The sequence below is a fragment of the Bradyrhizobium sp. A11 genome (assembly GCF_042077125.1).
GTDB classification, from domain to species: Bacteria; Pseudomonadota; Alphaproteobacteria; order Rhizobiales; family Xanthobacteraceae; genus Bradyrhizobium; species Bradyrhizobium japonicum_B.
Genome location: NZ_CP149509.1, coordinates 2,533,816 through 2,555,516 on the forward strand (window position 1 = coordinate 2,533,816; position 21,701 = coordinate 2,555,516).

The window sequence follows — 21,701 nt, forward strand, 5'->3', positions numbered from 1 at the left end:
CCTCACGCAACCCGGTACTCTTTGAATCTATCGCGCAGCGCCGATTTCAGCACCTTGCCGGTCCCCGTCATCGGAAACTCGTCGAGGAATTCGACGGCGTCCGGCATCCACCAGCTCGCGATCTTCGGACGCATATGGTCGAGCAGCGACTTGCCGTCGACGCTCGCGCCTTTCTTGCGGACGACGAGGAGCAGGGGACGCTCCTGCCATTTCTCATGGTGGATCGCGACCACCGCGGCCTGGAGCACATCGGGATGCGACAGTGCGACGTCCTCGAGCTGGATCGATGAGATCCATTCGCCGCCGGATTTGATCACGTCCTTGGAGCGGTCGGTCAGCGTGACGTGGCCTTGAGGGTCGATCACCGCCATGTCGCCGGTGATCAGCCAGCCGTCGCGGTCGAGACCTTCTTCCAGCTTCATGTAGCCGGAGGCGACCCAGGGGCCGCGGGCGCGAAGATGTCCGACGGTCTTGCCATCGCGCGGCAGCTCGTTTCCGGCGTCATCGACGATGCGAAGAGAGGTTCCGAAGCAAGCACGGCCGGACACCTGGCGGCGGTCGAATTTCTCCTTCTCGCTGAGGTGCTCCGAGCCCGGCCGCAGGCCCGGCATCGAGCAGCCCAGGGCCTCGGTCATGCCCCAGGCCTGGATGTAGTCGATGCCGTAGTCGCGCTTCAGCTTCTCGACCATCGCGCGCGGCGGGGCCGAGCCGGACGACAACGTTGCGCGCAGGGTCGAGAACCTGTTGCCAGTACGGCCGAGCCAGTCGAGCAGGATCAGCCAGAAGCTCGGCACGCCGGCCGACAGCGTCACCTTCTCGCCTTCGAGCAGCTCGTAGAGCTTGTCGGGCTCGTAATTGCGGCCGGGCAGCACCAGCTTGGAGCCCGTATAGGGCGCGGTGAACGGCATGTTCCAGCCGTTGCCGTGGAACAGCGGCGCCATCGGCATCATCACCTCGCGCACGCCCTCGACATGTCCCGGCAGGAAGTCGAAATTGCAGCAGGTCATGGTCTGCAGGATCGCGGCGCGGTGTGAATAGATCACGCCCTTGGGATTGCCCGTGGTGCCCGAGGTGTAGCAGATCGTGGAGGCAGACTTCTCGTCGAACTCCGGCCAGGCGAAGCCGGCGTCGTTCTCGCGCGCCAGAAGCTCCTCGTAGCAATGCACGTTCTCTAGCTTCGTCTCGGGCATCCGCTCGCGCGAGGACATCACGACGTAAGCCTCGACCGTCTTGAGCTGCGGCGCGATCGCTTCGACCAGCGGCAGCGTGGCGCGGTCGACGAACAGCAGGCGGTCTTCGGCGTGGTTGATGATGTAGACGAGCTGCTCGGGAAACAGCCTGGGATTGACGGTGTGCAGCACATAGCCCATGCCCGGCGCGGCGTAGAACATCTCGAAATGACGATGGGTGTTCCAGGCCAGCGTGCCGACGCGATCGCCTTGCTTCATGCCGAGCCGCTTCAACGCCAGCGCCATGCGCTTGATGCGCGGATGCGCGTCCGCATAGGTGTAGCGATGAATGTCGCCCTCGATCTCGCGCGCGACGATCTCGGCTTCGCCGTGATAGTCGGCCGCATACTGGATCAGGCCGCTGATCAGAAGCGGCATGTCCATCATCAATCCCTGCATGGTCTCCTCCGGAAGCCACGTCGTTGCGCGGCGTACGCTTGTGATTTGCGCGCGAGGTTAGCGGAACGTCTCGCGACGTTCACGCAAAAAGCATTGGACGCGATTGCATGCCTCACTTTTTCGGGGCTAACGTGAGGCGAGCTGCCGGCGAAGCAGCGCTCTGCTTGGAGGACGTGCATGGCAGCGGAAAGACACAAGACCGGTGCAGCCGGCGAACCTACCGTCGACATCGTGGCTCTTCGTGCGCGCTATCGCGAGGAGCGCGATCGCCGTTTGCGTGCCGAAGGCAAGGCTCAATATGTCGAGGTTGCAGGCGGCTTCAGTCGCTACCTCGACGACCCCTGGGCCGATCCCGGCTTTGCGCGCGCACCTTTCCGTGAAGAGACCGAGGTGCTTGTCGTCGGCGGCGGCTTCGGCGGGCTGCTCTGTGGCGCGCGCTTGCGCGAGGCCGGCATCGATGATTTCCGCATCGTGGAAAAGGCTGCCGATTTCGGCGGCACCTGGTACTGGAATCGTTATCCTGGAGCTGCCTGCGATACCGAGAGCTACATCTACCTGCCGCTCCTGGAAGAGACCGGCTACATGCCGGTGCGCAAGTACGCCCGGGCGCCGGAGATCTACGAGCACTCCCGCCGCATCGGCCGTCATTTCGGTCTCTACGAGCGCGCGCTGTTTCAGACCGTCATCTCCCGCATGGTGTGGCGGGAGGAGGAGGCGCGTTGGCTGGTCGAGACCGATCGGGGCGACCAGATCCGCGCACGTTTCGTCATTCTCGCCGGAGGCCCGCTCAGCCGCCCGAAGTTGCCGGGCATTCCCGGCATCGAGAGCTTCAAGGGCCACAGCTTCCACACCAGCCGTTGGGACTACGGCTACACCGGCGGCAGCGCTGATGGCGGTCTGACCGGACTTGCCGACAAGCGCGTCGGCATCATCGGCACCGGCGCCACCGCGGTGCAATGCGTGCCGCATCTCGGCCGTTCGGCGAAGGAGCTCTATGTGTTTCAGCGCACGCCGTCAGCGATCGGCGTGCGCGACGACCGTCCGACGGATCCGGGCTGGGCAGAGAGCCTGAAGGCGGGCTGGCAGCGCGAGCGCATGGACAATTTCACCGCCGTGATCTCAGGCGAGCCGTTCGAGCGGGATCTGGTGCAGGACGGCTGGACCGGCCTGCTCGGAGAGATACTGCTCGCGCCGCGCCGGCAGCCGCAACCGGTCACCTCGATGGAGGAGGCGCTGAAGGTCATCGAGCAGGCCGACTACCGCAAGATGGAGGAGATCCGCGCCCGGGTCGACGCGGTGGTCAGGGACAAGGCGACGGCGGAGGCGCTCAAGCCCTGGTACAAGGCGTTCTGCAAGCGACCGTGCTTCCACGACGAATATCTCGACACTTTCAATCGTCCCAACGTTCATCTCGTCGACACCAAAGGGCAGGGTGTCGATCGCATCACCGAGGATGCCGTCGTGGCCGGCGGCAAGGCCTATGAGCTCGACTGCCTGATCTACGCCAGCGGCTTCGAGGTTGGCACCGATTACGCCCGGCGCATGGGCTTTGAGGTCTATGGCCGCGGCGGCATGAGCCTGTCCGAACGCTGGCAGGGCGGCGTCAAGACGATGCATGGCTTCTATAGCCGCGGCTTCCCGAATTGCTTCCTGATCGTCACCGTGCAGGCCGGCCAGAGCGCCAACTTCCCGCACATCATCGACGAGCAGTCGCAGCACATCGCCTATGTCATCGACCAGGCGCGAAAGCGCGGCGCCAGAACGCTGGAGCCGACGGTCGCCGCCGAGGATGCGTGGGTCGACGAGGTCGTCAAGGCCGCGATTGGCCGGCAGACCTATCTCGCCGAATGCACGCCCGGCTACTACAACAATGAAGGCGTGTTCGATCCGATCGCGGCAAGAAACAGCCAATATTGGCGTGGGCCGGTGGCGTTCCTGCGGCTGCTCGATAAATGGCGGAAGGAAGGCAATCTGGCGGGTCTGGAATTGACCCATGATCGCGCCATGGAGTCGGCGCCTTTGACGGGGTAAGATTGTCGATCGGTACAGGACGGGAGACGCCAGGTATGATCAGGGGCAGGGCTGTTGCGGGGGCGGTTTTTGGCGCGATGGCGCTGTTTGGTTGCCTGGCGCCCGCCGCCGAGGCGGCCACTTGCGGCAACGGGCCCGGCGGGTTCGAGGCCTGGAAGCGCGAGTTCAGCGCCGAGGCGCAAGGCAAGGGCATCGGCCAGACCGCGCTCTCGGCCCTGATGCAGACCAATTACGCCAGTGCCACCATCGCGGCCGACCGCGGCCAGCGCAGTTTTTCACTGACGCTCGACCAGTTCCTCGCCAAGCGCGGCGCCACCACCATCGTCGCCAAGGGGCGGCAGCTCAAGCAGTCGCAGGCCGCCTTGTTCGCCTCGATCCAGCAGCGCTATGGCGTCCCGCCAGGACCCTTGATCGCGATCTGGGGCATGGAGACCGGTTTCGGCAGCCAGCGCGGCAACCAGAACATGCTGTCGTCGATTGCGACCCTTGCCTATGATTGTCGCCGTCCCGAATTCTTCACCGACCAGCTCTACGCCGCGCTGAAGCTGATCGACCGCGGCACGCTGTCGGGGACGACCCGCGGCTCCATGCACGGGGAGGTCGGCCAGACCCAGTTCATGCCCAAGAGCATCCTGGCCTATGGCACCGGCAATCTCGAAGTGGCCGCCAACGCGCTGAACTCGACGGCGAATTTCCTGAAGGCCCATGGCTGGCGGGCGGGAGCCGGGTACCAGCCGGGCGAGCCGAATTTCGCCGCGATCGAGGCGTGGAATGCGGCCGGCGTCTATCAAAAGGCGATCGCCTTGATGGGCCGGCAGATCGACGAGGGCGGAGCGGCGGCCGCCTCGCGGTGACCAGTTCAGCAAGGCGTGATGCGCTGGCGCGAGAAAATTGTTGCCATCAGGAACCGACGGCACGACGTTTGCTTTGATCAGATTCAGGGGTGGGCATGAGGAGACTCAACATGGCAACCCAGATCGTGATGGACCAGACGGGCGATACACGCCACGAGTTTGATCCTGGCAATGCCGAAGCGCTGGCGCGAGCCGAACGGCGCTTTCGGGAGCTGACCGGGGCCGGCTTCACCGCCGCCCTGCGAACCGGACCTGGCGAGGTCACCCGCATCAAATCGTTCGACCCGACCGCGCAGGAAACGCTGTTCTATCCCCGTCTGGTCGGCGGTTGATCTGAGCTGCACATGATCGCGGCAGTTTGGCTCCGCGCGCCGGCGCGTGCGCGTCTGCATGCGCTGCGTGAACTCTATCGGCGGTTCTTCGGCGAGAACACGCCGGATGCTCGTGGCCGCCGGCTTCTGGCTGAATGGCTGTCGCCGGCGCAGCGCGCACAGTTCGAAGAGCACCGCTATTTCGACGTCGTCGGCTGCGACACCGGCAAGATATACCGCATCCATTACGGCACGGCCGCCAATGTCCACGAGATCGACGAGGCCGGGCGTGCGACGATGGGCTGGTGCTTCGTCCCGTCAGGCTTTCTCGTCCCGGGCGACGTGATGCTGGCGCAGAAGATCGGGCTCGAAACCGACGAGAAGGGCACGTTGGCGCTCGCCAACCGCTTTCCACCGGCCACGCATTCGGAGCACTTCTACCGGCGACCGTTCTAGTGCCGGAAGAGCGAGCCGGTCAGGAATGCGTGGTGCGGTAGGCGTCCAGCGCATGCGCTGCGAAAACGCCGACGCTGCAAAGGGCCAGAAGGGCGGAGATGAGCTCGATCATAACTCGTCCTCCTGTAGCGGCTGGGTGACGAGGTTCTGACAGCAGGAATATTCGTAGATCAGGTCGAGAAGGAATTGCATGGTGGCCGTCCCTGTACTTGTTTTGACAACCACTTAACCGGCGATCTGTTTCAGGGGTGTTTCGTCGCTTCTGGAATGCGGTTTCGCGGGGAACCCGGAGGGCGGGTTTGTGCGCTGCGGCCGCACAAAATGCCGGAGCCGGATAAGGAGGAAGGCACGCCTTTCGGCTGGCGCGGACCCTTGCGGCTCGCCCACGGAGGTGGTCATCTCGGCCCGGGGAATGCGCTGGAGGCTGACATGACACGATTCATTTGCGCCGGTTTGCTGGCCGCGAGCGTCCTCGGGGCAGGGCCGGCGCTGGCGCAAAAATCCAAGGTCGGTGACTGGACCATCGAAAAGCGGACGCAGGACACCCATTGCAACGCAAGCCGGGGCTACAAGGACAAGGACGACGAGAACCGCGACTACGTCATCGTGATCACCTATTCCGAGAAGACGATCGTGATCGTGATGATCTACGACGGCTGGGAATGGGAGACGGTCGGCGAGATCCTTCGGGCCGATGTCGGCACTGACGATGCGGACATCATGAAGAAGGCGAAGTGGGAGGTCATGGACAGGACCACCGTGCGCGGCATCTTCGAGTACGACCAGTCAATGATGGACCGCCTGTCGAAGGCCAAACGCCTCACGCTCGACTTCGAAGACGATGACGACGACAGCATCGAGATGCAGATACCGCGCGCCGGCGAAGCGCTGGCCGCGCTGAAGTTCTGCGAGGAGAATCGGAAATAAGCGATGCGAACTTGGTCCCGCCGGGGGCGTGCCGCGGCGGAACGCTGATCACTCTGCAGGCCCATGAACAGGCGCCGCGCTGGTGTCGCTGCCGTGATGCGTCAGCGGCTTCATGCCGGTGATGGTCCGCAGCAGCACGTAGAACACCGGCGTCAAGAACAGGCCGAACACGGTGACGCCGATCATGCCGGAGAATACGGCAACGCCCATCGCGCGGCGCATCTCCGAGCCGGCGCCGGTCGAGAGCACAAGCGGCAGCACGCCCATGATGAACGCCATCGACGTCATCAGGATCGGACGAAGCCGCAAGCGGCTCGCCTCGATTGCGGCGCGGATCGGCGTGCGGCCCGCGAATTCGAGCTCCCGCGCGAATTCGACGATCAGGATCGCGTTCTTGGCCGAGAGCCCGACGAGAACGATCAGACCGATCTGGGTGAAGACGTTGTTGTCGCCCTTGGAGACCCAGACGCCAAACATCGCAGCGAGCAAGCCCATCGGCACGATCATGATGATCGAGAGCGGCAGTGTCAGGCTCTCATAAAGCGCGGCCAGCACCAGGAACACCAGCAGGATCGCCAGCGGGAACACCCAGATGCCGGAATTACCGGCGATGAACTCCTGATAGGTCAGGTCGGTCCATTCGAAGGCGAAGCCGGGCGGCAGCACCTCGGCCGCGATCCGCGTCGCCGCCTCCTGGGCCTGACCCGAGGAGAAGCCGGGCGCGGCCGCCGCGTTGATGTCGGATGAAAGGAAGCCGTTGTAGCGGATCGCGCGCTCCGGCCCCGCGCTCTGGCGGATCGTGAGCAGCGCCGACAACGGCACCATGTCGCCCGACGACGAGCGCACCTTCAACTGCCTGATGTCGTCGGCACGCGCGCGGAACGGCGCGTCCGCCTGCACGCGGACCGAATAGGTGCGGCCGAACTTGTTGAAGTCGTTGACGTAGTAGGAGCCGAGGTAGATCTGCAGCGTGTTGAAGACCTCGGTGACGGGCACGCCGAGCTGCAGCGCCTTGGTGCGGTCGATGTCGGCGAAAAGCTGGGGCACGTTGACCTGGAAGCTCGAGAACACGCCGGCGATCTCCGGCGCCTTCTGCATTGCCGCCATGAAGGCGTTGGTCGCTTCGTTCAGGGCCTCGTAGCCGAGGCCGGCACGGTCCTCGATCTGCAGCTTGAAGCCGCCGATGGTGCCGAGGCCGTTGACCGGTGGCGGCGGGAACATGGCGATGAAGGCCTCCTGGATGCCGGCATATTTCTTGTTCAGCTCGGCCGCGATGGCATTCCCGCTCAGCGCGGGGTCCTTGCGCTCGTCGAACGGCTTCAGCGTCGAGAACACGATGCCGGCGTTGGACGAGTTGGTGAAGCCGGAGATTGAGAGCCCCGGGAAAGCCACCGAGCTCTCGACACCGGGCTGGGTCAGCGCGATGTCGCTCATCTTGCGGATCACCTCTTCGCTGCGGTCGAGCGCAGCGCCGTCGGGCAGGCGGGCGAAGCCGACCAGGTACTGCTTGTCCTGGCCCGGCACGAAGCCGCCCGGCACCTGCTGGAACAGGAGCGCAGTGAGGCCGACCAGCACGGCGTAAAGACCCATCACCGCGGCCTTGCCCGAGATCACCCGAGTGACGCTGCTGCCGTAGTTCTCCGAGGAGCGTGTGAAGGCCTTGTTGAAGCCACGGAAGAACCAACCGAGGCTCTTTTCCATGATCAGCGTCAGCCGATCCTTCGGCTCGTTGTGCCCCTTGAGCAGCAGCGCGGACAGCGCCGGCGACAGCGTCAGCGAGTTGACGGCCGAGATCACGGTCGAGATCGCGATCGTCAATGCGAACTGCTTGTAGAACTGCCCGGTGAGGCCGGAGATGAAGGCGAGCGGCACGAACACCGCGATCAGCACCATCGCGATGGCGATGATCGGTCCCGACACCTCGCGCATCGCCTGATAGGTGGCATCGCGCGGCGATAGCCCGGACTCGATGTTGCGCTCGACGTTCTCGACCACGACGATGGCGTCGTCGACGACGATGCCGATCGCGAGCACGAGGCCGAACAGGCTGAGCGCGTTGATGGAGAAGCCGAACACGTGCATCACGGCAAAGGTGCCGACGATCGACACCGGCACCGCCAGCAGCGGGATGATCGAGGCGCGCCAGGTCTGCAGGAACAGGATCACGACCAGCACCACCAGCGCGATCGCTTCCAGCAGCGTGTGGATCACCGCCTCGATCGAGGAGCGCACGAACTGGGTGGGGTCGTAGACGATCTGATACGACACGCCTTCCGGCATGTTCTTCTTGATCTCGGCCATGGTGGCGCGAACGTTGTCGGAGATCTGCAGCGCGTTGGAGCCGGGCGCCTGGAAGATCGGGATCGCCACCGCCTGCTTGTTGTCGAGCAGCGAGCGCAGGCCGTATTCGGAGGCCCCGAGCTCGATGCGCGCGAGGTCGCGCAGGCGCACGACCTCGCCGCGCGTGCCGGTCTTGACCACGATGTCGCCGAACTGCTCCTCGTTCGCGAGCCGGCCTTCGGCGTTGACGGACAATTGCAGGTCGATGCCCTTCACGTTCGGGGAGGAGCCGACCACGCCGGCGGCGGCCTCGACGTTCTGCGCCTGGATCGCCCGCACGATGTCGCTTGCGGTCAGGCCGTGCTCGGCGGCCTTCTGCGGATCGACCCAGACCCGCATCGAATAGTCGCCGGCGCCATAGAGCTGCACGTCGCCGACGCCGTCGATCCGCGCGAGCCGGTCCTTGACGTTGAGCACCGCGTAATTGCGCAGATACGTCATGTCGTAGCGGCCGTTCGGCGACAACAGATGCACGACCATGGTGAGGTCGGGCGACGACTTCTTGGTGATGATGCCGAGCTGGCGCACCACGGCGGGCAGGCGCGGCTCGGCCTGCTGCACGCGGTTCTGCACCAGCTGCGTCGCCTTGTCCGGGTCGGTGCCGAGGCGGAACGTCACCGTCAGCGTCATCGCGCCGTCGGTGGTCGCCTGGCTCGACATATACAGCATGTTCTCGACGCCGTTGATCTGCTCCTCGATCGGCGTCGCCACCGTTTCCGCAATCACCTTGGGATTGGCGCCGGGATAGGTCGCGCGCACCACGACGGAAGGCGGTACCACGTCGGGATATTCCGAGATCGGCATCGCGAACAGCGAGATCAGGCCGGCAAGGAAGATCAGGACCGATAGCACGCCGGCGAAAATCGGACGATCGATGAAGAACTTTGAGAGATTCATGGTCTTGCCCCTGGGCAATATCTTGGTCGTCCCCGGACAACTCCGCAGTCATTCCGGGGCGCGCGAAGCGCGCGCCCGGAATCCAGAGGTGATGTGATCGGAGTTCATAGGCTCGAGATCCCGGGTTCGCGCGATGCGCGCCCCGGGATGACGGCGTGCACTAACGCTGCACCACGTCCTGGTTGCTGTGGTTGGAGGCCTGCTGTGCTCGCGCGCCCATGGCGGCAACCTCCGTTTTGAGAAGGCCGCCGGGACGCACGCGTTGCAGGCCGTTGACGACGATACGGTCGCCCGGCTTCAAGCCCGAAGTGACGACGCGAAGTCCATCCACGGCGCCGCCGAGCGTGACCGGCCGGTACACCGCGCGGCTGTCGTCGCCGACGGCCATCACGAACTTCTTGTCCTGGTCGGTGCCGATCGCGCGCTCGTCGATCATCACCAGCGCCTGCTGCTTCGGCTGACCCATGCGCACGCGCGCGAACTGGCCGGGAATGAGACGGCCATCCTCGTTCCGGAACACCGCCCGGACCCGGATCGTGCCGCTCTGGCCGTTGACCTGGTTGTCGATGAGCTGGATGTGGCCTTTCGCCGAGAGGCCGCCGGAGGTCGTCATCTCCACGGGGATCTGGTCGAGCTTGCCGCGCTGGCCGGAGGCATCGGCGATCGAGTTCAGTGCGCGCAGCACGACCTCTTCATCCGCATCGAACGAGGCGTAGATCGGATTGACCGAGACCAGCGAGGTCAGCACCGGAGAGGCGGTGCCGGCGGCGACGAGATTGCCGACGGTGACCTCGATCTTGCCCACGCGGCCGTCCACCGGCGCGCGCACCTCGGTGTAATCGAGATTGAGCTTTGCGGTCTGGAGCGTCGCCTCGGCCGCCTTCACGTTGGCGATCGCTTCGCGGTTGGCGTTCTCGCGTTGGTCGAAATCGCGCCGCGTCACCACGGCGTTGCCGACGAGCTGTGCGCCGCGTTCGACCTCGCCGGTGGTGAACACCACACGTGCCTTCGCCGCCTCGAGCTGGGCGTTGGCCTTGTCGACCTCGGCCGCATAGGGCGCCGGGTCGATCTTGAACAGGACGTCGCCGGCCTTCACCAGCGCGCCTTCGGTGAAGTTGGCGGAGAGGATCGCGCCCGCAACGCGCGGGCGCAGCTCGACGCGGTGGATGGCCTCGAGCCGGCCGGAGAAATCGTCCCACAGCACGGTCTGCTTCGGTTCGATCAGCGCAACGGTGACTGGCACGGCCTGTTCAGCCGCGGCGGCCGTTGCTGTCGCCTGGGCGGCGTGGAAGTAGCGGCCGGTCGCAATCGAGCCGGCGACGGCGAGGGCGCCCACGACGGCAACGCCGCCGAGGAGACGGCGAAAACGGCCGGCGGAAGACGCTTCTTGGGAGGGGGGCATTTGCGCGCTCCAGATATGTAGTGTTCACTACAGATGTGGAGCTGGATACCGCAGCGCAAGATACTTATGTACCGGTCGCTAAGAAAAATGTACGCCGATACCGTGACGATTGGAAGACACAAGAAAAAGAAAGCCAGAACAAATAGATAGGAACTGGCGTTAGGTTGGTACGGTCCGCCGCTTCCGAGGAGACAGGCACATGCGCATGGGACGCCCCCGCGAATTCGACGCCGAAACGGCGTTGGACCAGGCGATGGAAGTGTTTTGGCGCCATGGCTATGAGGGCGCCACCATCGCCCAGCTCACCGAGGCCATGGGCATCAATCCGCCAAGTCTCTACGCCTGCTTCGGCAACAAGGAAGGCCTGCTGAAGGCTGCGCTCGACCGCTACACCAAGTTGCGCGGCGCCTGGATGGACGAGGTGGTCGCGGCTCCCACCGCCCGCGACGTCGCCGAGCGGATGCTGATGGGCATTGCCGACAAGCAGACCGATCCCGCCAATCCGCCCGGCTGCCTGCTGGTGCAAGGCGGCATCGCCTGCGGCTCCGGCTCCGAGAGCGTCCCCTTCGAGCTCGCCGCCCGGCGCGCTCAGAACGAGGACCAGCTGCGCGAGCGTTTCATCCGCGCCAAGGCTGAACGCGATCTGAAGGAGACGGCCGATCCCGCCGCCCTCGCGCGCTACGTCTCGGCGGTGTCCGTCGGCATGGGCGTGATGGCGTCCTCCGGTGCCGATCGTGAAGCGCTGCGGCAGGTGGCTGATGTCGCCGTGCAGGCAGTCGAAGCGCAGTCGACCGCCAAGACTTAATCGACCATCATCATAGCGCGGACTGCTTCTCGGACAGCGACGGCGCCGTCGCGGCGAGGACGGGCGCTGGACACACGGACGACGATGTTTGCGCTGACATTCCTCGGCACCTCGGCAAGCGTTCCCTCCGCCGAACGCAATCATCCGGCGCTCCTCGTCGAGGCCGCGGGCAAGCGTGTCCTGGTCGATTGCGGCGAGGGCACGCAGCGCCAGCTGTTTAGGAGCGGCTCGGGCTTTCGGCGGATCGACCGCGTGCTGTTGACGCATGCTCATCTCGATCACGTGCTCGGCATCCCCGGTCTGTTTTCGACGCTGGGGCTGCGGCAGAGCGCTGAGGTGATGACCATATATGGCGGGCCGGGCACGCTCGACATCGTCATCCGAATGCTCGCCGGGTTATGGGGTGCGGGCAGGGCGCCGATCGCGGTCGAGTTCGCGGCGCTGTGCGAAGGAGAGGTCGTCGACGCCGGCGATTTCACCATCGGCTGCTTTCCGGTTCGTCACCGCGACACCGACAGTTTTGGATTTACCTTCCAGAGCCCCTCGCGCCGCCATCTTCAGCCGGATCGGCTCGCGGCACTGGGCGTTCCCGACGGTCCCTTGCGCGGCGAGTTGGCCGCAGGTCGAGCGGTCGTGATCGAGGGTGATCGCAGGGTCGATCCGGAAGATGTTCTGGGGCCGCCGAGCGGCGGCAAGAAACTCGTGGTGATCGGCGACACCGAAACCACCGAAGGATTGTCGCAATACGTCGCCGGCGCCGACCTGCTGGTGATCGAGGCGACCTTCCTCGCGCGCGACGCCGCAACTGCGCGGGATTACGGCCATCTGACCGCGGCGGAAGCGGCCGCTCTTGCCGCCGCCGGCAACGTCCGCCAACTCGTGCTGACCCATCTGTCCGGACGATACGAGGACGACGAGATCCTGGCCGAGGCGGCGCGGATCTTTCCGAACACCCGGATCGCCGCCGATTTCGATCACATCGTGATCTAAGGCGCGCTGGCCGGCGCTCAGCTCGTCAATCCCGACTTGATCGCGAGATCCTGCACGTGGGCCGTCACCTGCATCAGCCTCGGCAGCGCCTGGTCGCGGAAGGCTACCATCTCCATGCGCATCGCATCGACGGTGACGCTCAATCCTCCGACGACCAGTCCCTGCGCGTCGAAGATCGGCGTTGCCAGCGTGCGCAAGCCATAGGCGTTCTCGCCGTCGGAGACGGCGTGGCCTTTCTTCTTCACCTGGTCGAGCCGGGCGAGCAGGGCATCGAGATCAGTCAGGGTCCGCTCCGACAGTTTGACGCGCGGGCGCGATTCCAGCCGCGCGATCTGCTCCTCGCGCGACAGATGCGCCAGCATGACGTGGCCGAGCGCGGCGCTGTAGGCGGGAATGCGCGTACCTGGCCGGCGGTCCATCTTGTGGCGGTCAAGGCCCGCACCGACGCGCGCGAGATAGACGACGTCGCCGCCGTCGAGGATGCCGAGCGAGGCCGCATCGCCGACATCAGGCACGAGCTCGCGCAGCAGCGGCTCGGCCATCGGCCGCAACGATCCGCGCGACAGCACGGTGTAGCCGAGGTCGAGACAGGCAATCCCGAGGCGGAACCGCCGGCTCTGCGGAACGGCCTGGAGATAACCGAGCTCGACCAGGGTCTGGATCAGGCGAAACGCGGTCCCGCGATCGAGACCGGCAGTTGCGGCAATCTCGCTCAGGGTCAGCTCGAAATGCTCGCTGCTGAAGCTGCGGAGCACGGCAAAGGCCTTCCCGACGGAAGCGACGTAGTTCTTTGAATTTTTCGGGAGCGCGTCCGATTTGCGCTTGGTGGCCTTCTTCTCGGCCTTGGCCATGCTCGAATACCTTGCCAATGGCAGCCATCGCCCTTGACGTGGCGGCCGGCTGATTTTACGACAGGTCACGCTAATAACAAATGTTCGCATTCCGAACAATGCTGATTTGACGATCGGAGGAAGCTTGTCGACACCATCGCTGCACCCCCGTGGCGTGTTTTCCGCCGCGCTGACGCCGCTCGATGCCGAGCTCGCCCCCGATCACGCGCGCTTCGTCGCGCATTGCCGCCATCTTCTGGATGAAGGCTGCGACGGCATCGCGCTGCTGGGCACGACAGGGGAGGCGAACTCCTTCTCCGTCGCCGAACGCACGGCTCTGCTCGAGGCGGTGGTGGCGGCCGGCATCGCTTCGCAACGGCTTCTGCCGGGCACCGGTGTTGCCGCACTCAGCGAGACCATCGCCCTGACGCGGCACGCGCTCTCGGTCGGCGTCGATACCGTCGTGATGCTGCCGCCGTTCTACTACAAGGGCGTCAGCGACGACGGCATCTACGCCTCCTATAGCGAGATCGTGCAGCGCATCGGCGATGACAGGCTCAAGGTCGTGCTCTATCACATCCCGCAGATGTCGGCGCAGCCGATCTCGCATGCGCTGATTGAGCGGCTGCGTGCGGCTTATCCGGCGACGTTCGTGGGGATCAAGGATTCCTCCGGCGACTTCGCCAACATGACCGCGATGGTCGATCGCTTTCCGGGCTTTTCGGTCCTGGTCGGAGCCGATCCCTTGCTGCTGCCACTGCTGCGCAAGGGCGGCGCGGGCTGCATCACAGCGACCTCCAATCTGGTCGCGCGCGATCTGGCCTATGTCTACAAGCATTTTCGCGACAGCGACGACGACGCCGCGCTCCAGGCGGCGCAGGCGCGCATCGTGAAAGCGCGCGAGCTGGTCTCGCGCTTCCCGCAGATGGCGTCGCTGAAGACGCTGGTGGCCGAGCGCACCGGCCATGCCGGATGGCAGCGTCTGCGGCCACCGCTGGAATCCTTGCCGTCGGCTCAGGCGAAGGAATTGCTCGCAACGGCTGCTGCATTCGCAGCCGCCGCTTAAGGCCAGGCCCGAGAGGCGAGGCGATCCGATGTCCGACTCTTTGCAGGATGTGGTGACCGGGCTTGCTGCGATCGTCGGCGACAAGCAAGTCATCGCGCCCGGGTCCGACCAGGAGCCCTACGTGGTGGACTGGCGCGGGCGCTATCACGGCCGCGCCACCGCGGTGGTGAAGCCTGGCTCGACCGCGGAGGTCGCCGCGATCGTCAAGTTCTGCGCGGCACGCCAGTTCGCGATCGTGCCGCAGGGCGGCAACACCGGCATGTGCGGCGCCGCGACGCCCGACGATCGCCCGGGCAATGTCGTGATCCGGCTCGACCGGATGCGTGCGGTGCGCAACGTCAGTCCGCTCGCCAACACGATCACGGTGGAGGCCGGCTGCATCCTGTTTGAGGTGCAGAATGCAGCCCGAGCCGTCGATCGGTATTTCCCCTTGAGCCTGGGCGCCGAAGGCTCCTGCCAGATCGGCGGCAACATCTCGACCAATGCCGGCGGCACGGCCGTGCTCCGCTACGGTCCGACGCGCGATCTCGTGCTCGGGCTGGAGGTCGTGCTGCCTGACGGTCGCGTCTTCGACGGCCTGCGCGCATTGCGCAAGGACAATACCGGCTACGCGCTCAAGCAGCTCTTCATCGGGGCAGAGGGGACGCTCGGCATCGTCACCGCGGCCGTGCTGAAGCTGTTCGCGCCGCCGCGCAGCTCGGCGCTGGCGCTGCTGAAATTGCAAGGGGTGGAGCAGGCGCTCGAAATCATGCAGCGCTTGCGCGGCACGGTCGGCGACCGGCTCGGCAGCCTCGAAATCATGTCGCGGTCGCAGATAGAGGCGATCGCAGCGACGGTGCCGCATGTCGCGATCCCCTTCGAGCTGACGACGCCGTGGTATCTGATCGTCGAGCTGACCGACACGCTTCCCGACGTCGACCTCGACGAGCCGCTTGCCACGGTGCTGGCGGAGGCGATGGAGGCGAAGCTCGCCGAAGACGTGATCCTTGCGTCCAGCCTCGCGCAGGCCAAGGCGATCTGGGCGGTCAGGCACAGCGTGTCCGAAGGCAACAAGCGCAGCGGCTATGTCGTGTCGCATGACAGCGTGGTGCCGCTGGAGCGGCAGGCGGCCTTCGTCGCCAACGTCGAGGCCCGGATCAAGGCCGCCGTTCCCCATGCGAAGGTGGTAATGCACGGCCATATCGGCGACGGCAACATCCACGTCATCGCACTGATCGATCGCGCCCGTTGCCAGGACCCGGCCGCGACGGCCGCTCTGGTCGCCGAGATCAACGAGATCGTCGACGACGAGACCGCGGCGCAGGGCGGGGCGATCAGTGCCGAGCACGGCATCGGCATCACCAATCGCGGCCGGCTCGCCCGCGTCACCGACCCGCTCGACATCGAGCTGATGCGCGATATCAAGCGGCTGTTCGATCCGAATGGCCTGATGAACCCCGGCAAGATCTTCAGCGCGGGAGCGGCACGATGACGAGCATCCGCCTGCTGGCCGACGATCTCACCGGTGCGCTCGACACCGCGGCGGAGTTCGTCGGGCTGGGCGGACCGTTCGACGTCGTCTGGTTGGAAGCGTTTGCGCCGCGGGACTCCGGCGGCGTCGCCATCGATAGCGGCACCCGCGAGCGCTCGAAGGCCGAGAGCGTCGAGATCGTCGGGCGACTGGTGCCATACCTTCAGGGCGGGACGATCGCTTACAAGAAAATCGACAGCCTCCTGCGGGGCGCTTGGGCGGCCGAGCTGGGCGCCTGTCTGCGCAATGGCCATTGGGCCTCGTGCGTGGTCGCGCCCGCGTTCGACTACCAGGGGCGCCGCACCGTCGGCGGCCAGCAATTCGCCCGAACCGTGCATGGCGATTGGCATAAGGTCGGCGACAATCTGCTGGATCAATTGAGGCAAGAGGGCATCGCGGCCCGACAGGGTACGCCCGACACGCTCTCGCAAGGCGGCGTTCAGGTGTTCGATGCCGAGAGCGATCTCGACCTCGATCGCGTCGTCGAGATGGCGCGGCGCATGCCGGGGCCCGTGCTGTGGTGTGGCAGCGGCGGCCTCGCCGGTGCGCTGGCCGGCAGCCATCGTGCCGATGCACCGAGCCAATTGAAGCTGCCGGTGCTGGGCCTGTTCGGCTCCGACCAGGCGGCCACCGCATCGCAACTCGCGGCATGTGGCGAAGCCGCGATCGCGCTGGCCGAGGGCGAGGGCGGTGCGGGCGTTCGACGCAAGCTGGCTGACGAGGGCGTGGCGCTCGTCAAATTCTCCCTGGCCGACGGTCTGTCGCGCGTCGAGGCGGCGCGGCGGATCGCGCGCGAGATGAGCGGGCTGATCGCGCCCCTCGAACCGCCGGGCACGCTGATCGTGGCCGGTGGAGAAACCCTGAAGGCCGCCTGCGTTGCCCTCGGCGCGCATGCGCTCCAGGTGACAGGACGTATCGTGCCGGGGTTGCCGCGCTCGATCCTGCAGGGCGGCCGCTGGGCCGGTGTCGACGTCGTCTCGAAATCAGGCGCATTCGGCCCGAGCGCGCTGTGGCGCGACCTGCTCCGGGACAATCATCTGCTCAGAATGGAGAGTCCGACATGACCTCTCGTCATCTTGCCATCACCATGGGCGATCCGGCCGGGATCGGGCCGGAGATCATCGTCAAGGCCTGCGTGGGGCTCAAGGACCGGATCGCGAGCGGCGATCTGCGCCTGCTGGTCATCGGCAGCGGCGCGGCGCTCGATGGCGCGAAGGCTGCGCTCGGCACCGACATCGCGATCCCCCAGGTCTCCGCGGAGGACCGCGACTGGCCCAACCTCTGCTACCTGCAAGCCGACGCCGAGGGCGATCCGATCAAGCCCGGCGTGCTCAGCGCCGATGGTGGCCGCTTCGCCTACAAGGCGATCGAGCAGGGCGTGCGCCTGACGCAGGCCGGCCGGACCGCGGCGATCGTCACCGCGCCGCTCAACAAGGAAGCGCTCAACAAGGCCGGCTATCATTTCCCCGGCCATACCGAGATGCTGGCGCATCTCACCGGCGTGCGCGGCTCGGTGATGCTGCTCGCCCACGGCAACATGCGTGTCAGCCACGTCTCGACCCACGTGGCCCTGGAGGACGTGCCGAAGCGTCTGACGCCGGAGCGGCTGCGCATGGTGATCGACCTCACCAACGATGCCTTGCTGCGGCTCGGCATCGCCAAGCCAAAGATCGCCATCGCCGCGCTCAATCCGCATGCCGGCGAGGGCGGCCTGTTCGGCCGGCAGGATATCGACGTGTCCGCGCCGACGATCGCCAAAGCAGTTGCGGATGGCCTCGATGTCGTCGGGCCCGTGCCCGGCGACACCATCTTCGTCAAGCTGCGCGCTGGCCAATACGATGCAGCGGTCGCGATGTATCACGACCAGGGGCACATTCCGGTCAAGCTGCTCGGCTTCCAGGTCGATCCCGCGACCGGCCGCTGGCAGGAGCTCTCGGGCGTCAACATCACGCTCGGCCTGCCGATCATCCGCACCTCGGTCGATCACGGCACCGCCTTCGACATCGCCGGCAAGGGCATCGCCAACGAGCACAGCCTGATCGAGGCCATCGACTATGCCGAACGGCTGGCTGCCGGCGCCTCCGCATCCAAATCATGAGATCGAACGCACGATGACCAACGCCTTCACGCCCATCGAAATCCAGCGTCCCACCATCCTCGAGTTCGGCAACGGCACGATCGTCGGCGCGGCGCGCTTTGCCGAGCGGATCGGCGCCAGGCGGCCGCTGGTGATCTCGGATCCGTTCAACGCGCGGCGCGTCGACCTGCTGGCGCTGCCGGGCGCCGTCAAGGTGTTCGGCGAGGTCAAGCCCGAGCCGGACCTGCCCAATCTCGAGAGGGCGGTGGCGATGGCAAAGGACGTCAAGCCCGATCTCGTCGTGGGTTTTGGCGGCGGCAGCGCGATGGATCTCGCCAAGCTGGTCGCGGTGATGTGCAGGGGGGACGTGCCCTTTGCCGACATCGTCGGGCCGGAAAAGGTGGCGGGCCGCAGCGTCGCGCTGATGCAGATTCCGACGACGTCCGGCACCGGCAGCGAGGCCGGCACCCGCGCGCTCGTCACCGATCCGGTCAGCCAGAACAAGCAGGCGGTGCAGAGCCGCTTCATGCTGGCCGACATCGCCATCGTCGATCCGGACCTGACGATGACCCTACCGAAGGAGGTCACTGCGGCGACCGGGGTCGATGCGCTAGCGCATTGCGTCGAGGCCTATACCAGCCGCAAGGCGCATCCGGCGATCGATCTCTACGCGCTCGAAGGCGCCCGCTTGGTCGGACGTTATCTCAAGCGCGCGGTGGCCGACGGCGACGACCGCGAGGCGCGTGCCGGCCTCGCGCTGGCCTCGCTCTATGGCGGCTATTGCCTGGGACCGGTCAACACGACCGCCGGCCATGCGGTGGCCTATCCGCTCGGCACGCGTCACCATGTAGCGCACGGACTGGCCTGCGCACTGATCTTTCCGCACACGCTGGCCTTCAACATGCCGGCCGTGGAGGCGAAGACGGTCGCGGTGCTGGGTGCGCTCGGCTTGCCGGAACGGACCGATCCGCAGCTCGCATTCGACGCCACCTACGCCTTCTGCAAGGACCTCGGCATCGAGATGCGGCTCTCCGCGCTCGGCGTGCCCAGCAACGATCTCGGCGTGATGGCCGACGAGGCGCACGCCATTCGCCGCCTGCTCGACAACAATCCGCGCGACCTCGGCCGGGATGCGATCCTGACCATGTACGAGGCCGCGTTCTAGCCCAGCTGCCGCTTGCGGCAGTCAATCAACAACTCAATGAAAACAGAGGAAACTTCGATGAGATCGATGTGGTTTGGTCTTGTGTCGGCAATGATGCTGGCGATGTCGCCGGCGAAGGCGCAGGAGGCTTATCCGTCCAAGCAGGTGATGGTCATCGTCCCCTTCGCCGCCGGCGGCACGGCGGACATCTTCGCGCGCATGGTCTCCAACCATTTGCAGGCCAAGCTCGGCAAGCCCTTCGTGGTCGAGAATGTCGGCGGCGCCGGTTCGATCCTCGGGGTGACGCGGCTGGCGAAATCGGCGCCGGACGGCATCACGCTCGGCGTCGCCAGCACGTCCGCGCTTGCGATCAACCCGTCGCTCTATGGGCCCAAGCTCAGCTACCAGCCGGACAGGGATCTGGTGCCGGTCGCGCAGATCAGCGTCGTGCCCAACGTGCTCGTCGTCAATCCCAACAAGATCAAGGCGCGCACCGTGCCGGAGTTGATCGCCTACCTGAAGACGAATCCGGACAAGATCTCGTTCGGCTCGGCCGGTGTCGGCACCTCGCAGCATCTGGCCGGCGAGCTGTTCCAGCAGATGACCGGCACCAAGATGGTGCACGTGCCCTACAAGGGCTCGAGCCAGATGCTGACGGACCTGCTGAGCGGACAGATCGACCTCGCCTTCGACAACGTGCCGCTGCTGCTGCCGCAGGTGAAGACCGGCCAGCTCGCGCTGCTCGCGACCGCAACACCCAAGCGCGCCGACTTCGACCCGCAGGCCCCGGCGGTTGCCGAATTCCTGCCCGGCTTCGAGGCGGTGGCCTGGCACGGCTTCTTCGTTCCTGCCGGGACGCCGAAGCCGATCGTCGAGAAGCTCTCCGCAGAGATCCGCGCCTTCATGCAGCAGCCGGAGACGGTGCAGAAATTGGCCGAGCTCGGCGCCACCGCGGTCGCCGTGGATTCCGAGCCCTTCGCGGCCTACATCGCCGCCGAGACGGCGCGCTGGAAGAAGGTGATCGAGGCCGCGAACATCAAGCTGGAGTAGGCGTGATCCATCCACCGCAGCGCTTGCCAGCCCGGGGACGAGCGGGTAGAACCCTGCCACGCCTGAGCCGTGATTTGCGCCAAACGCGCTGCCGGCGAGAGTCGAGCAAATCAGCAAGTCATTGAATTTGTTTGACTATTCCGTTGGGGAATGGTGTAACGGTAGCACAACAGACTCTGACTCTGTTTGTCTTGGTTCGAATCCAGGTTCCCCAGCCAGTTCCGGGCACTTTTTTTGAGTCCAGCTCCCGTGTGCGCCGTCGGCAGGGACGTTCGCGCCATTGACCGCGCCGCCGCTCGCGACGGTTTGTCTCATCCTGAAATCGCAACTCGACGTCGGATCGCGGCGCGCTCCATCGTCCTTGGGCTAGGCAACCCAAGGAGATCCGTGATGCCCTATGTCGATGGTTTCGTTCTGGCCGTGCCGAAGGCCAACATCGAGGCCTACAAGGCGATGGCGACGACCGCCTGCGCGATCTGGATGGAGCACGGCGCGCTGGACTATGTCGAATGCATCGGTGACGACGTTCCCTATGGCGAGCTCACCTCATTTCCACGCGCTGTGATCGCGAAGGAGGACGAGATCGTGGTGTTCGCCTGGATCGTCTACCGGGACCGGGAGAGCCGGGATGCCATCAACAAGAAGGTGATGGCGGACCCGAGGCTGAAGATGGAGGGCATGCCGTTCGACGGCAAGCGCATGATCTATGGCGGCTTCACCACGCTGCTGCGGGCGAGCGACGTGATCGGCTGACGAGCGGCGAGCTACTTGATCTTGTCGTAGGCCGCCGCGAAATCGCCGAGCGGCATCGGAATCGTGATCGTTTCCTTGGCCATGTTCTGGAACGAGACCTTCAACTGCTTGCCCGACCTCAAAGCGGCGAGCAGGTCCGCCGCCATCGGGGTCGAGGCGTAGCAGCCGCGGTTCTCGCAGGTCTGGATCTGCAGGTCGAAGGTCTTGCCTTCATCGACCTGGAGCTTGGCGCCGACGGGAAGGTTGAGGCCGAGCGGCAATTGCAGCAGCGCGATCGGCGTGCGGGTGTCGGGCGCGATGCGGATGTTGATCAGGACGACGGTCTGGCCGGTCTTGGTCAGCACCGCGTTCTGCTCCATCGCGCATTCGAGCGGGGCCTCGCGGCTGGCGCTGGTGCAACGGACGATCCAGCCGGGCTGCCCGGGAGCACCGTCAGCCTGTGCTTGCGTCGGCGCGGGCGAGGGCTGCGCGGCCGGGGCAGGCGCTGCGTTCTTCTTCGCGCTCTGCTGGGCCTGCGCGGCGGCCGTCGACAACAGGATAGCGGCGGCGAGAGCGGCAAGTCTGGATTGCATGGGCATGGCGAAACCACGTTGGCGTTAACCGAGGGTCTCGCTGTAGCGTCGTGGCGGC

General features: G+C 65.7%; 19 protein-coding genes and 1 tRNA gene. 15 read left to right on the plus strand and 5 right to left on the minus strand.

Annotated features, from left to right (window positions below; all coding sequences use genetic code 11):
* Nucleotides 1-2: 2 nt before the first annotated feature.
* A complete protein-coding gene (locus WI560_RS11655; protein WP_375308113.1) occupies nucleotides 3-1,628 on the minus strand; it encodes a long-chain fatty acid--CoA ligase in 1,626 nt (541 codons plus the stop codon).
* Nucleotides 1,629-1,805: 177 nt separating this feature from the next.
* On the opposite strand from WI560_RS11655, the gene WI560_RS11660 reads away from it, so the two are divergent.
* The 5 genes from WI560_RS11660 (at nucleotide 1,806) to WI560_RS11680 (ending at nucleotide 6,207) form a co-directional block, all read left to right on the plus strand.
* The gene (locus tag WI560_RS11660; RefSeq protein WP_375308114.1) at nucleotides 1,806-3,659 is read left to right on the plus strand and encodes a flavin-containing monooxygenase; all 1,854 of its coding nucleotides are present in this window, start codon (nucleotides 1,806-1,808) and stop codon (nucleotides 3,657-3,659) included.
* 35 nt (nucleotides 3,660-3,694) lie between these two features.
* Nucleotides 3,695-4,513: a lytic transglycosylase domain-containing protein gene (locus WI560_RS11665; RefSeq protein WP_257194049.1), complete on the plus strand. Its 819-nt coding sequence runs from the start codon at nucleotides 3,695-3,697 to the stop codon at nucleotides 4,511-4,513.
* Nucleotides 4,514-4,623: 110 nt separating this feature from the next.
* Nucleotides 4,624-4,845: a hypothetical protein gene (locus WI560_RS11670; RefSeq protein WP_028135731.1), complete on the plus strand. Its 222-nt coding sequence runs from the start codon at nucleotides 4,624-4,626 to the stop codon at nucleotides 4,843-4,845.
* A 12-nt stretch (nucleotides 4,846-4,857) separates the two neighbouring features.
* Nucleotides 4,858-5,280 carry a hypothetical protein gene (locus tag WI560_RS11675; RefSeq protein ID WP_375308115.1) on the plus strand — a complete coding sequence of 141 codons (423 nt, stop codon included), beginning with the start codon at nucleotides 4,858-4,860 and terminating at the stop codon, nucleotides 5,278-5,280.
* A 429-nt stretch (nucleotides 5,281-5,709) separates the two neighbouring features.
* A complete protein-coding gene (locus tag WI560_RS11680; protein WP_257194051.1) occupies nucleotides 5,710-6,207 on the plus strand; it encodes a hypothetical protein in 498 nt (165 codons plus the stop codon).
* 48 nt (nucleotides 6,208-6,255) lie between these two features.
* On the opposite strand, the gene WI560_RS11685 is transcribed toward WI560_RS11680, so the two are convergent.
* Nucleotides 6,256-9,444: an efflux RND transporter permease subunit gene (locus WI560_RS11685; protein ID WP_375308116.1), complete on the minus strand. Its 3,189-nt coding sequence runs from the start codon at nucleotides 9,442-9,444 to the stop codon at nucleotides 6,256-6,258.
* 160 nt (nucleotides 9,445-9,604) lie between these two features.
* Nucleotides 9,605-10,846 (minus strand): efflux RND transporter periplasmic adaptor subunit, encoded by a 1,242-nt coding sequence (locus WI560_RS11690; RefSeq protein WP_375308117.1) that lies wholly within the window; start codon nucleotides 10,844-10,846, stop codon nucleotides 9,605-9,607.
* Between the two features lie 199 nt (nucleotides 10,847-11,045).
* On the opposite strand from WI560_RS11690, the gene WI560_RS11695 reads away from it, so the two are divergent.
* Together WI560_RS11695 and rnz are read left to right on the plus strand one after the other, a co-directional pair.
* Complete coding sequence (locus tag WI560_RS11695) at nucleotides 11,046-11,651, plus strand: TetR/AcrR family transcriptional regulator (RefSeq protein WP_375308118.1); 606 nt, start codon at nucleotides 11,046-11,048, stop codon at nucleotides 11,649-11,651.
* Nucleotides 11,652-11,735: 84 nt separating this feature from the next.
* Nucleotides 11,736-12,641: a ribonuclease Z gene (gene rnz, locus WI560_RS11700; protein ID WP_375308119.1), complete on the plus strand. Its 906-nt coding sequence runs from the start codon at nucleotides 11,736-11,738 to the stop codon at nucleotides 12,639-12,641.
* 17 nt (nucleotides 12,642-12,658) lie between these two features.
* Here rnz and WI560_RS11705 read toward each other — a convergent pair whose 3' ends face one another.
* On the minus strand, nucleotides 12,659-13,492 hold the full coding sequence (locus tag WI560_RS11705; protein WP_375308120.1) for an IclR family transcriptional regulator: 834 nt from the start codon (nucleotides 13,490-13,492) through the stop codon (nucleotides 12,659-12,661).
* A 124-nt stretch (nucleotides 13,493-13,616) separates the two neighbouring features.
* On the opposite strand from WI560_RS11705, the gene WI560_RS11710 reads away from it, so the two are divergent.
* The 8 genes from WI560_RS11710 (at nucleotide 13,617) to WI560_RS11745 (ending at nucleotide 21,071) form a co-directional block, all read left to right on the plus strand.
* Complete coding sequence (locus WI560_RS11710) at nucleotides 13,617-14,537, plus strand: dihydrodipicolinate synthase family protein (RefSeq protein ID WP_375308121.1); 921 nt, start codon at nucleotides 13,617-13,619, stop codon at nucleotides 14,535-14,537.
* Between the two features lie 28 nt (nucleotides 14,538-14,565).
* Nucleotides 14,566-16,008, plus strand: coding sequence for an FAD-binding oxidoreductase (locus WI560_RS11715; protein ID WP_375308122.1), 1,443 nt, complete (start codon nucleotides 14,566-14,568; stop codon nucleotides 16,006-16,008).
* The gene (locus tag WI560_RS11720) at nucleotides 16,005-17,111 is read left to right on the plus strand and encodes a four-carbon acid sugar kinase family protein (protein WP_375308123.1); all 1,107 of its coding nucleotides are present in this window, start codon (nucleotides 16,005-16,007) and stop codon (nucleotides 17,109-17,111) included. The genes WI560_RS11715 and WI560_RS11720 overlap by 4 nt, the downstream gene beginning before the upstream one ends.
* Nucleotides 17,108-18,145 (plus strand): 4-hydroxythreonine-4-phosphate dehydrogenase PdxA, encoded by a 1,038-nt coding sequence (gene pdxA, locus WI560_RS11725; RefSeq protein ID WP_375308124.1) that lies wholly within the window; start codon nucleotides 17,108-17,110, stop codon nucleotides 18,143-18,145. The genes WI560_RS11720 and pdxA overlap by 4 nt, the downstream gene beginning before the upstream one ends.
* 13 nt (nucleotides 18,146-18,158) lie before the next feature.
* Nucleotides 18,159-19,289, plus strand: coding sequence for an iron-containing alcohol dehydrogenase (locus tag WI560_RS11730; protein WP_375308125.1), 1,131 nt, complete (start codon nucleotides 18,159-18,161; stop codon nucleotides 19,287-19,289).
* A gap of 57 nt (nucleotides 19,290-19,346) precedes the next feature.
* Nucleotides 19,347-20,318, plus strand: a complete 972-nt coding sequence (locus WI560_RS11735; protein WP_375308126.1) for a Bug family tripartite tricarboxylate transporter substrate binding protein — start codon at nucleotides 19,347-19,349, stop codon at nucleotides 20,316-20,318.
* 144 nt (nucleotides 20,319-20,462) lie between these two features.
* A tRNA-Gln gene (locus WI560_RS11740) sits at nucleotides 20,463-20,536 on the plus strand.
* Between the two features lie 172 nt (nucleotides 20,537-20,708).
* Nucleotides 20,709-21,071, plus strand: coding sequence for a DUF1428 domain-containing protein (locus WI560_RS11745; RefSeq protein ID WP_375308127.1), 363 nt, complete (start codon nucleotides 20,709-20,711; stop codon nucleotides 21,069-21,071).
* 11 nt (nucleotides 21,072-21,082) lie between these two features.
* On the opposite strand, the gene WI560_RS11750 is transcribed toward WI560_RS11745, so the two are convergent.
* Entirely contained in the window at nucleotides 21,083-21,649 is a 567-nt protein-coding gene (locus tag WI560_RS11750; RefSeq protein WP_375308128.1) for an invasion associated locus B family protein, read from the minus strand.
* Between the last annotated feature and the right edge of the window lie 52 nt (nucleotides 21,650-21,701).

What these genes read in the sequence shown, in the direction of transcription:
- WI560_RS11655 (WP_375308113.1), bottom strand. Translation starts at nt 1,628, where the DNA reads ATGCAGGGATTGATGATGGACATGCCGCTTCTGATCAGCGGCCTGATC.
- WI560_RS11660 (WP_375308114.1), top strand. Translation starts at nt 1,806, where the DNA reads ATGGCAGCGGAAAGACACAAGACCGGTGCAGCCGGCGAACCTACCGTC.
- WI560_RS11665 (WP_257194049.1), top strand. Translation starts at nt 3,695, where the DNA reads ATGATCAGGGGCAGGGCTGTTGCGGGGGCGGTTTTTGGCGCGATGGCG.
- WI560_RS11670 (WP_028135731.1), top strand. Translation starts at nt 4,624, where the DNA reads ATGGCAACCCAGATCGTGATGGACCAGACGGGCGATACACGCCACGAG.
- WI560_RS11675 (WP_375308115.1), top strand. Translation starts at nt 4,858, where the DNA reads ATGATCGCGGCAGTTTGGCTCCGCGCGCCGGCGCGTGCGCGTCTGCAT.
- WI560_RS11680 (WP_257194051.1), top strand. Translation starts at nt 5,710, where the DNA reads ATGACACGATTCATTTGCGCCGGTTTGCTGGCCGCGAGCGTCCTCGGG.
- WI560_RS11685 (WP_375308116.1), bottom strand. Translation starts at nt 9,444, where the DNA reads ATGAATCTCTCAAAGTTCTTCATCGATCGTCCGATTTTCGCCGGCGTG.
- WI560_RS11690 (WP_375308117.1), bottom strand. Translation starts at nt 10,846, where the DNA reads ATGCCCCCCTCCCAAGAAGCGTCTTCCGCCGGCCGTTTTCGCCGTCTC.
- WI560_RS11695 (WP_375308118.1), top strand. Translation starts at nt 11,046, where the DNA reads ATGCGCATGGGACGCCCCCGCGAATTCGACGCCGAAACGGCGTTGGAC.
- rnz (WP_375308119.1), top strand. Translation starts at nt 11,736, where the DNA reads ATGTTTGCGCTGACATTCCTCGGCACCTCGGCAAGCGTTCCCTCCGCC.
- WI560_RS11705 (WP_375308120.1), bottom strand. Translation starts at nt 13,492, where the DNA reads ATGGCCAAGGCCGAGAAGAAGGCCACCAAGCGCAAATCGGACGCGCTC.
- WI560_RS11715 (WP_375308122.1), top strand. Translation starts at nt 14,566, where the DNA reads ATGTCCGACTCTTTGCAGGATGTGGTGACCGGGCTTGCTGCGATCGTC.
- WI560_RS11720 (WP_375308123.1), top strand. Translation starts at nt 16,005, where the DNA reads ATGACGAGCATCCGCCTGCTGGCCGACGATCTCACCGGTGCGCTCGAC.
- pdxA (WP_375308124.1), top strand. Translation starts at nt 17,108, where the DNA reads ATGACCTCTCGTCATCTTGCCATCACCATGGGCGATCCGGCCGGGATC.
- WI560_RS11730 (WP_375308125.1), top strand. Translation starts at nt 18,159, where the DNA reads ATGACCAACGCCTTCACGCCCATCGAAATCCAGCGTCCCACCATCCTC.
- WI560_RS11735 (WP_375308126.1), top strand. Translation starts at nt 19,347, where the DNA reads ATGAGATCGATGTGGTTTGGTCTTGTGTCGGCAATGATGCTGGCGATG.
- WI560_RS11745 (WP_375308127.1), top strand. Translation starts at nt 20,709, where the DNA reads ATGCCCTATGTCGATGGTTTCGTTCTGGCCGTGCCGAAGGCCAACATC.
- WI560_RS11750 (WP_375308128.1), bottom strand. Translation starts at nt 21,649, where the DNA reads ATGCCCATGCAATCCAGACTTGCCGCTCTCGCCGCCGCTATCCTGTTG.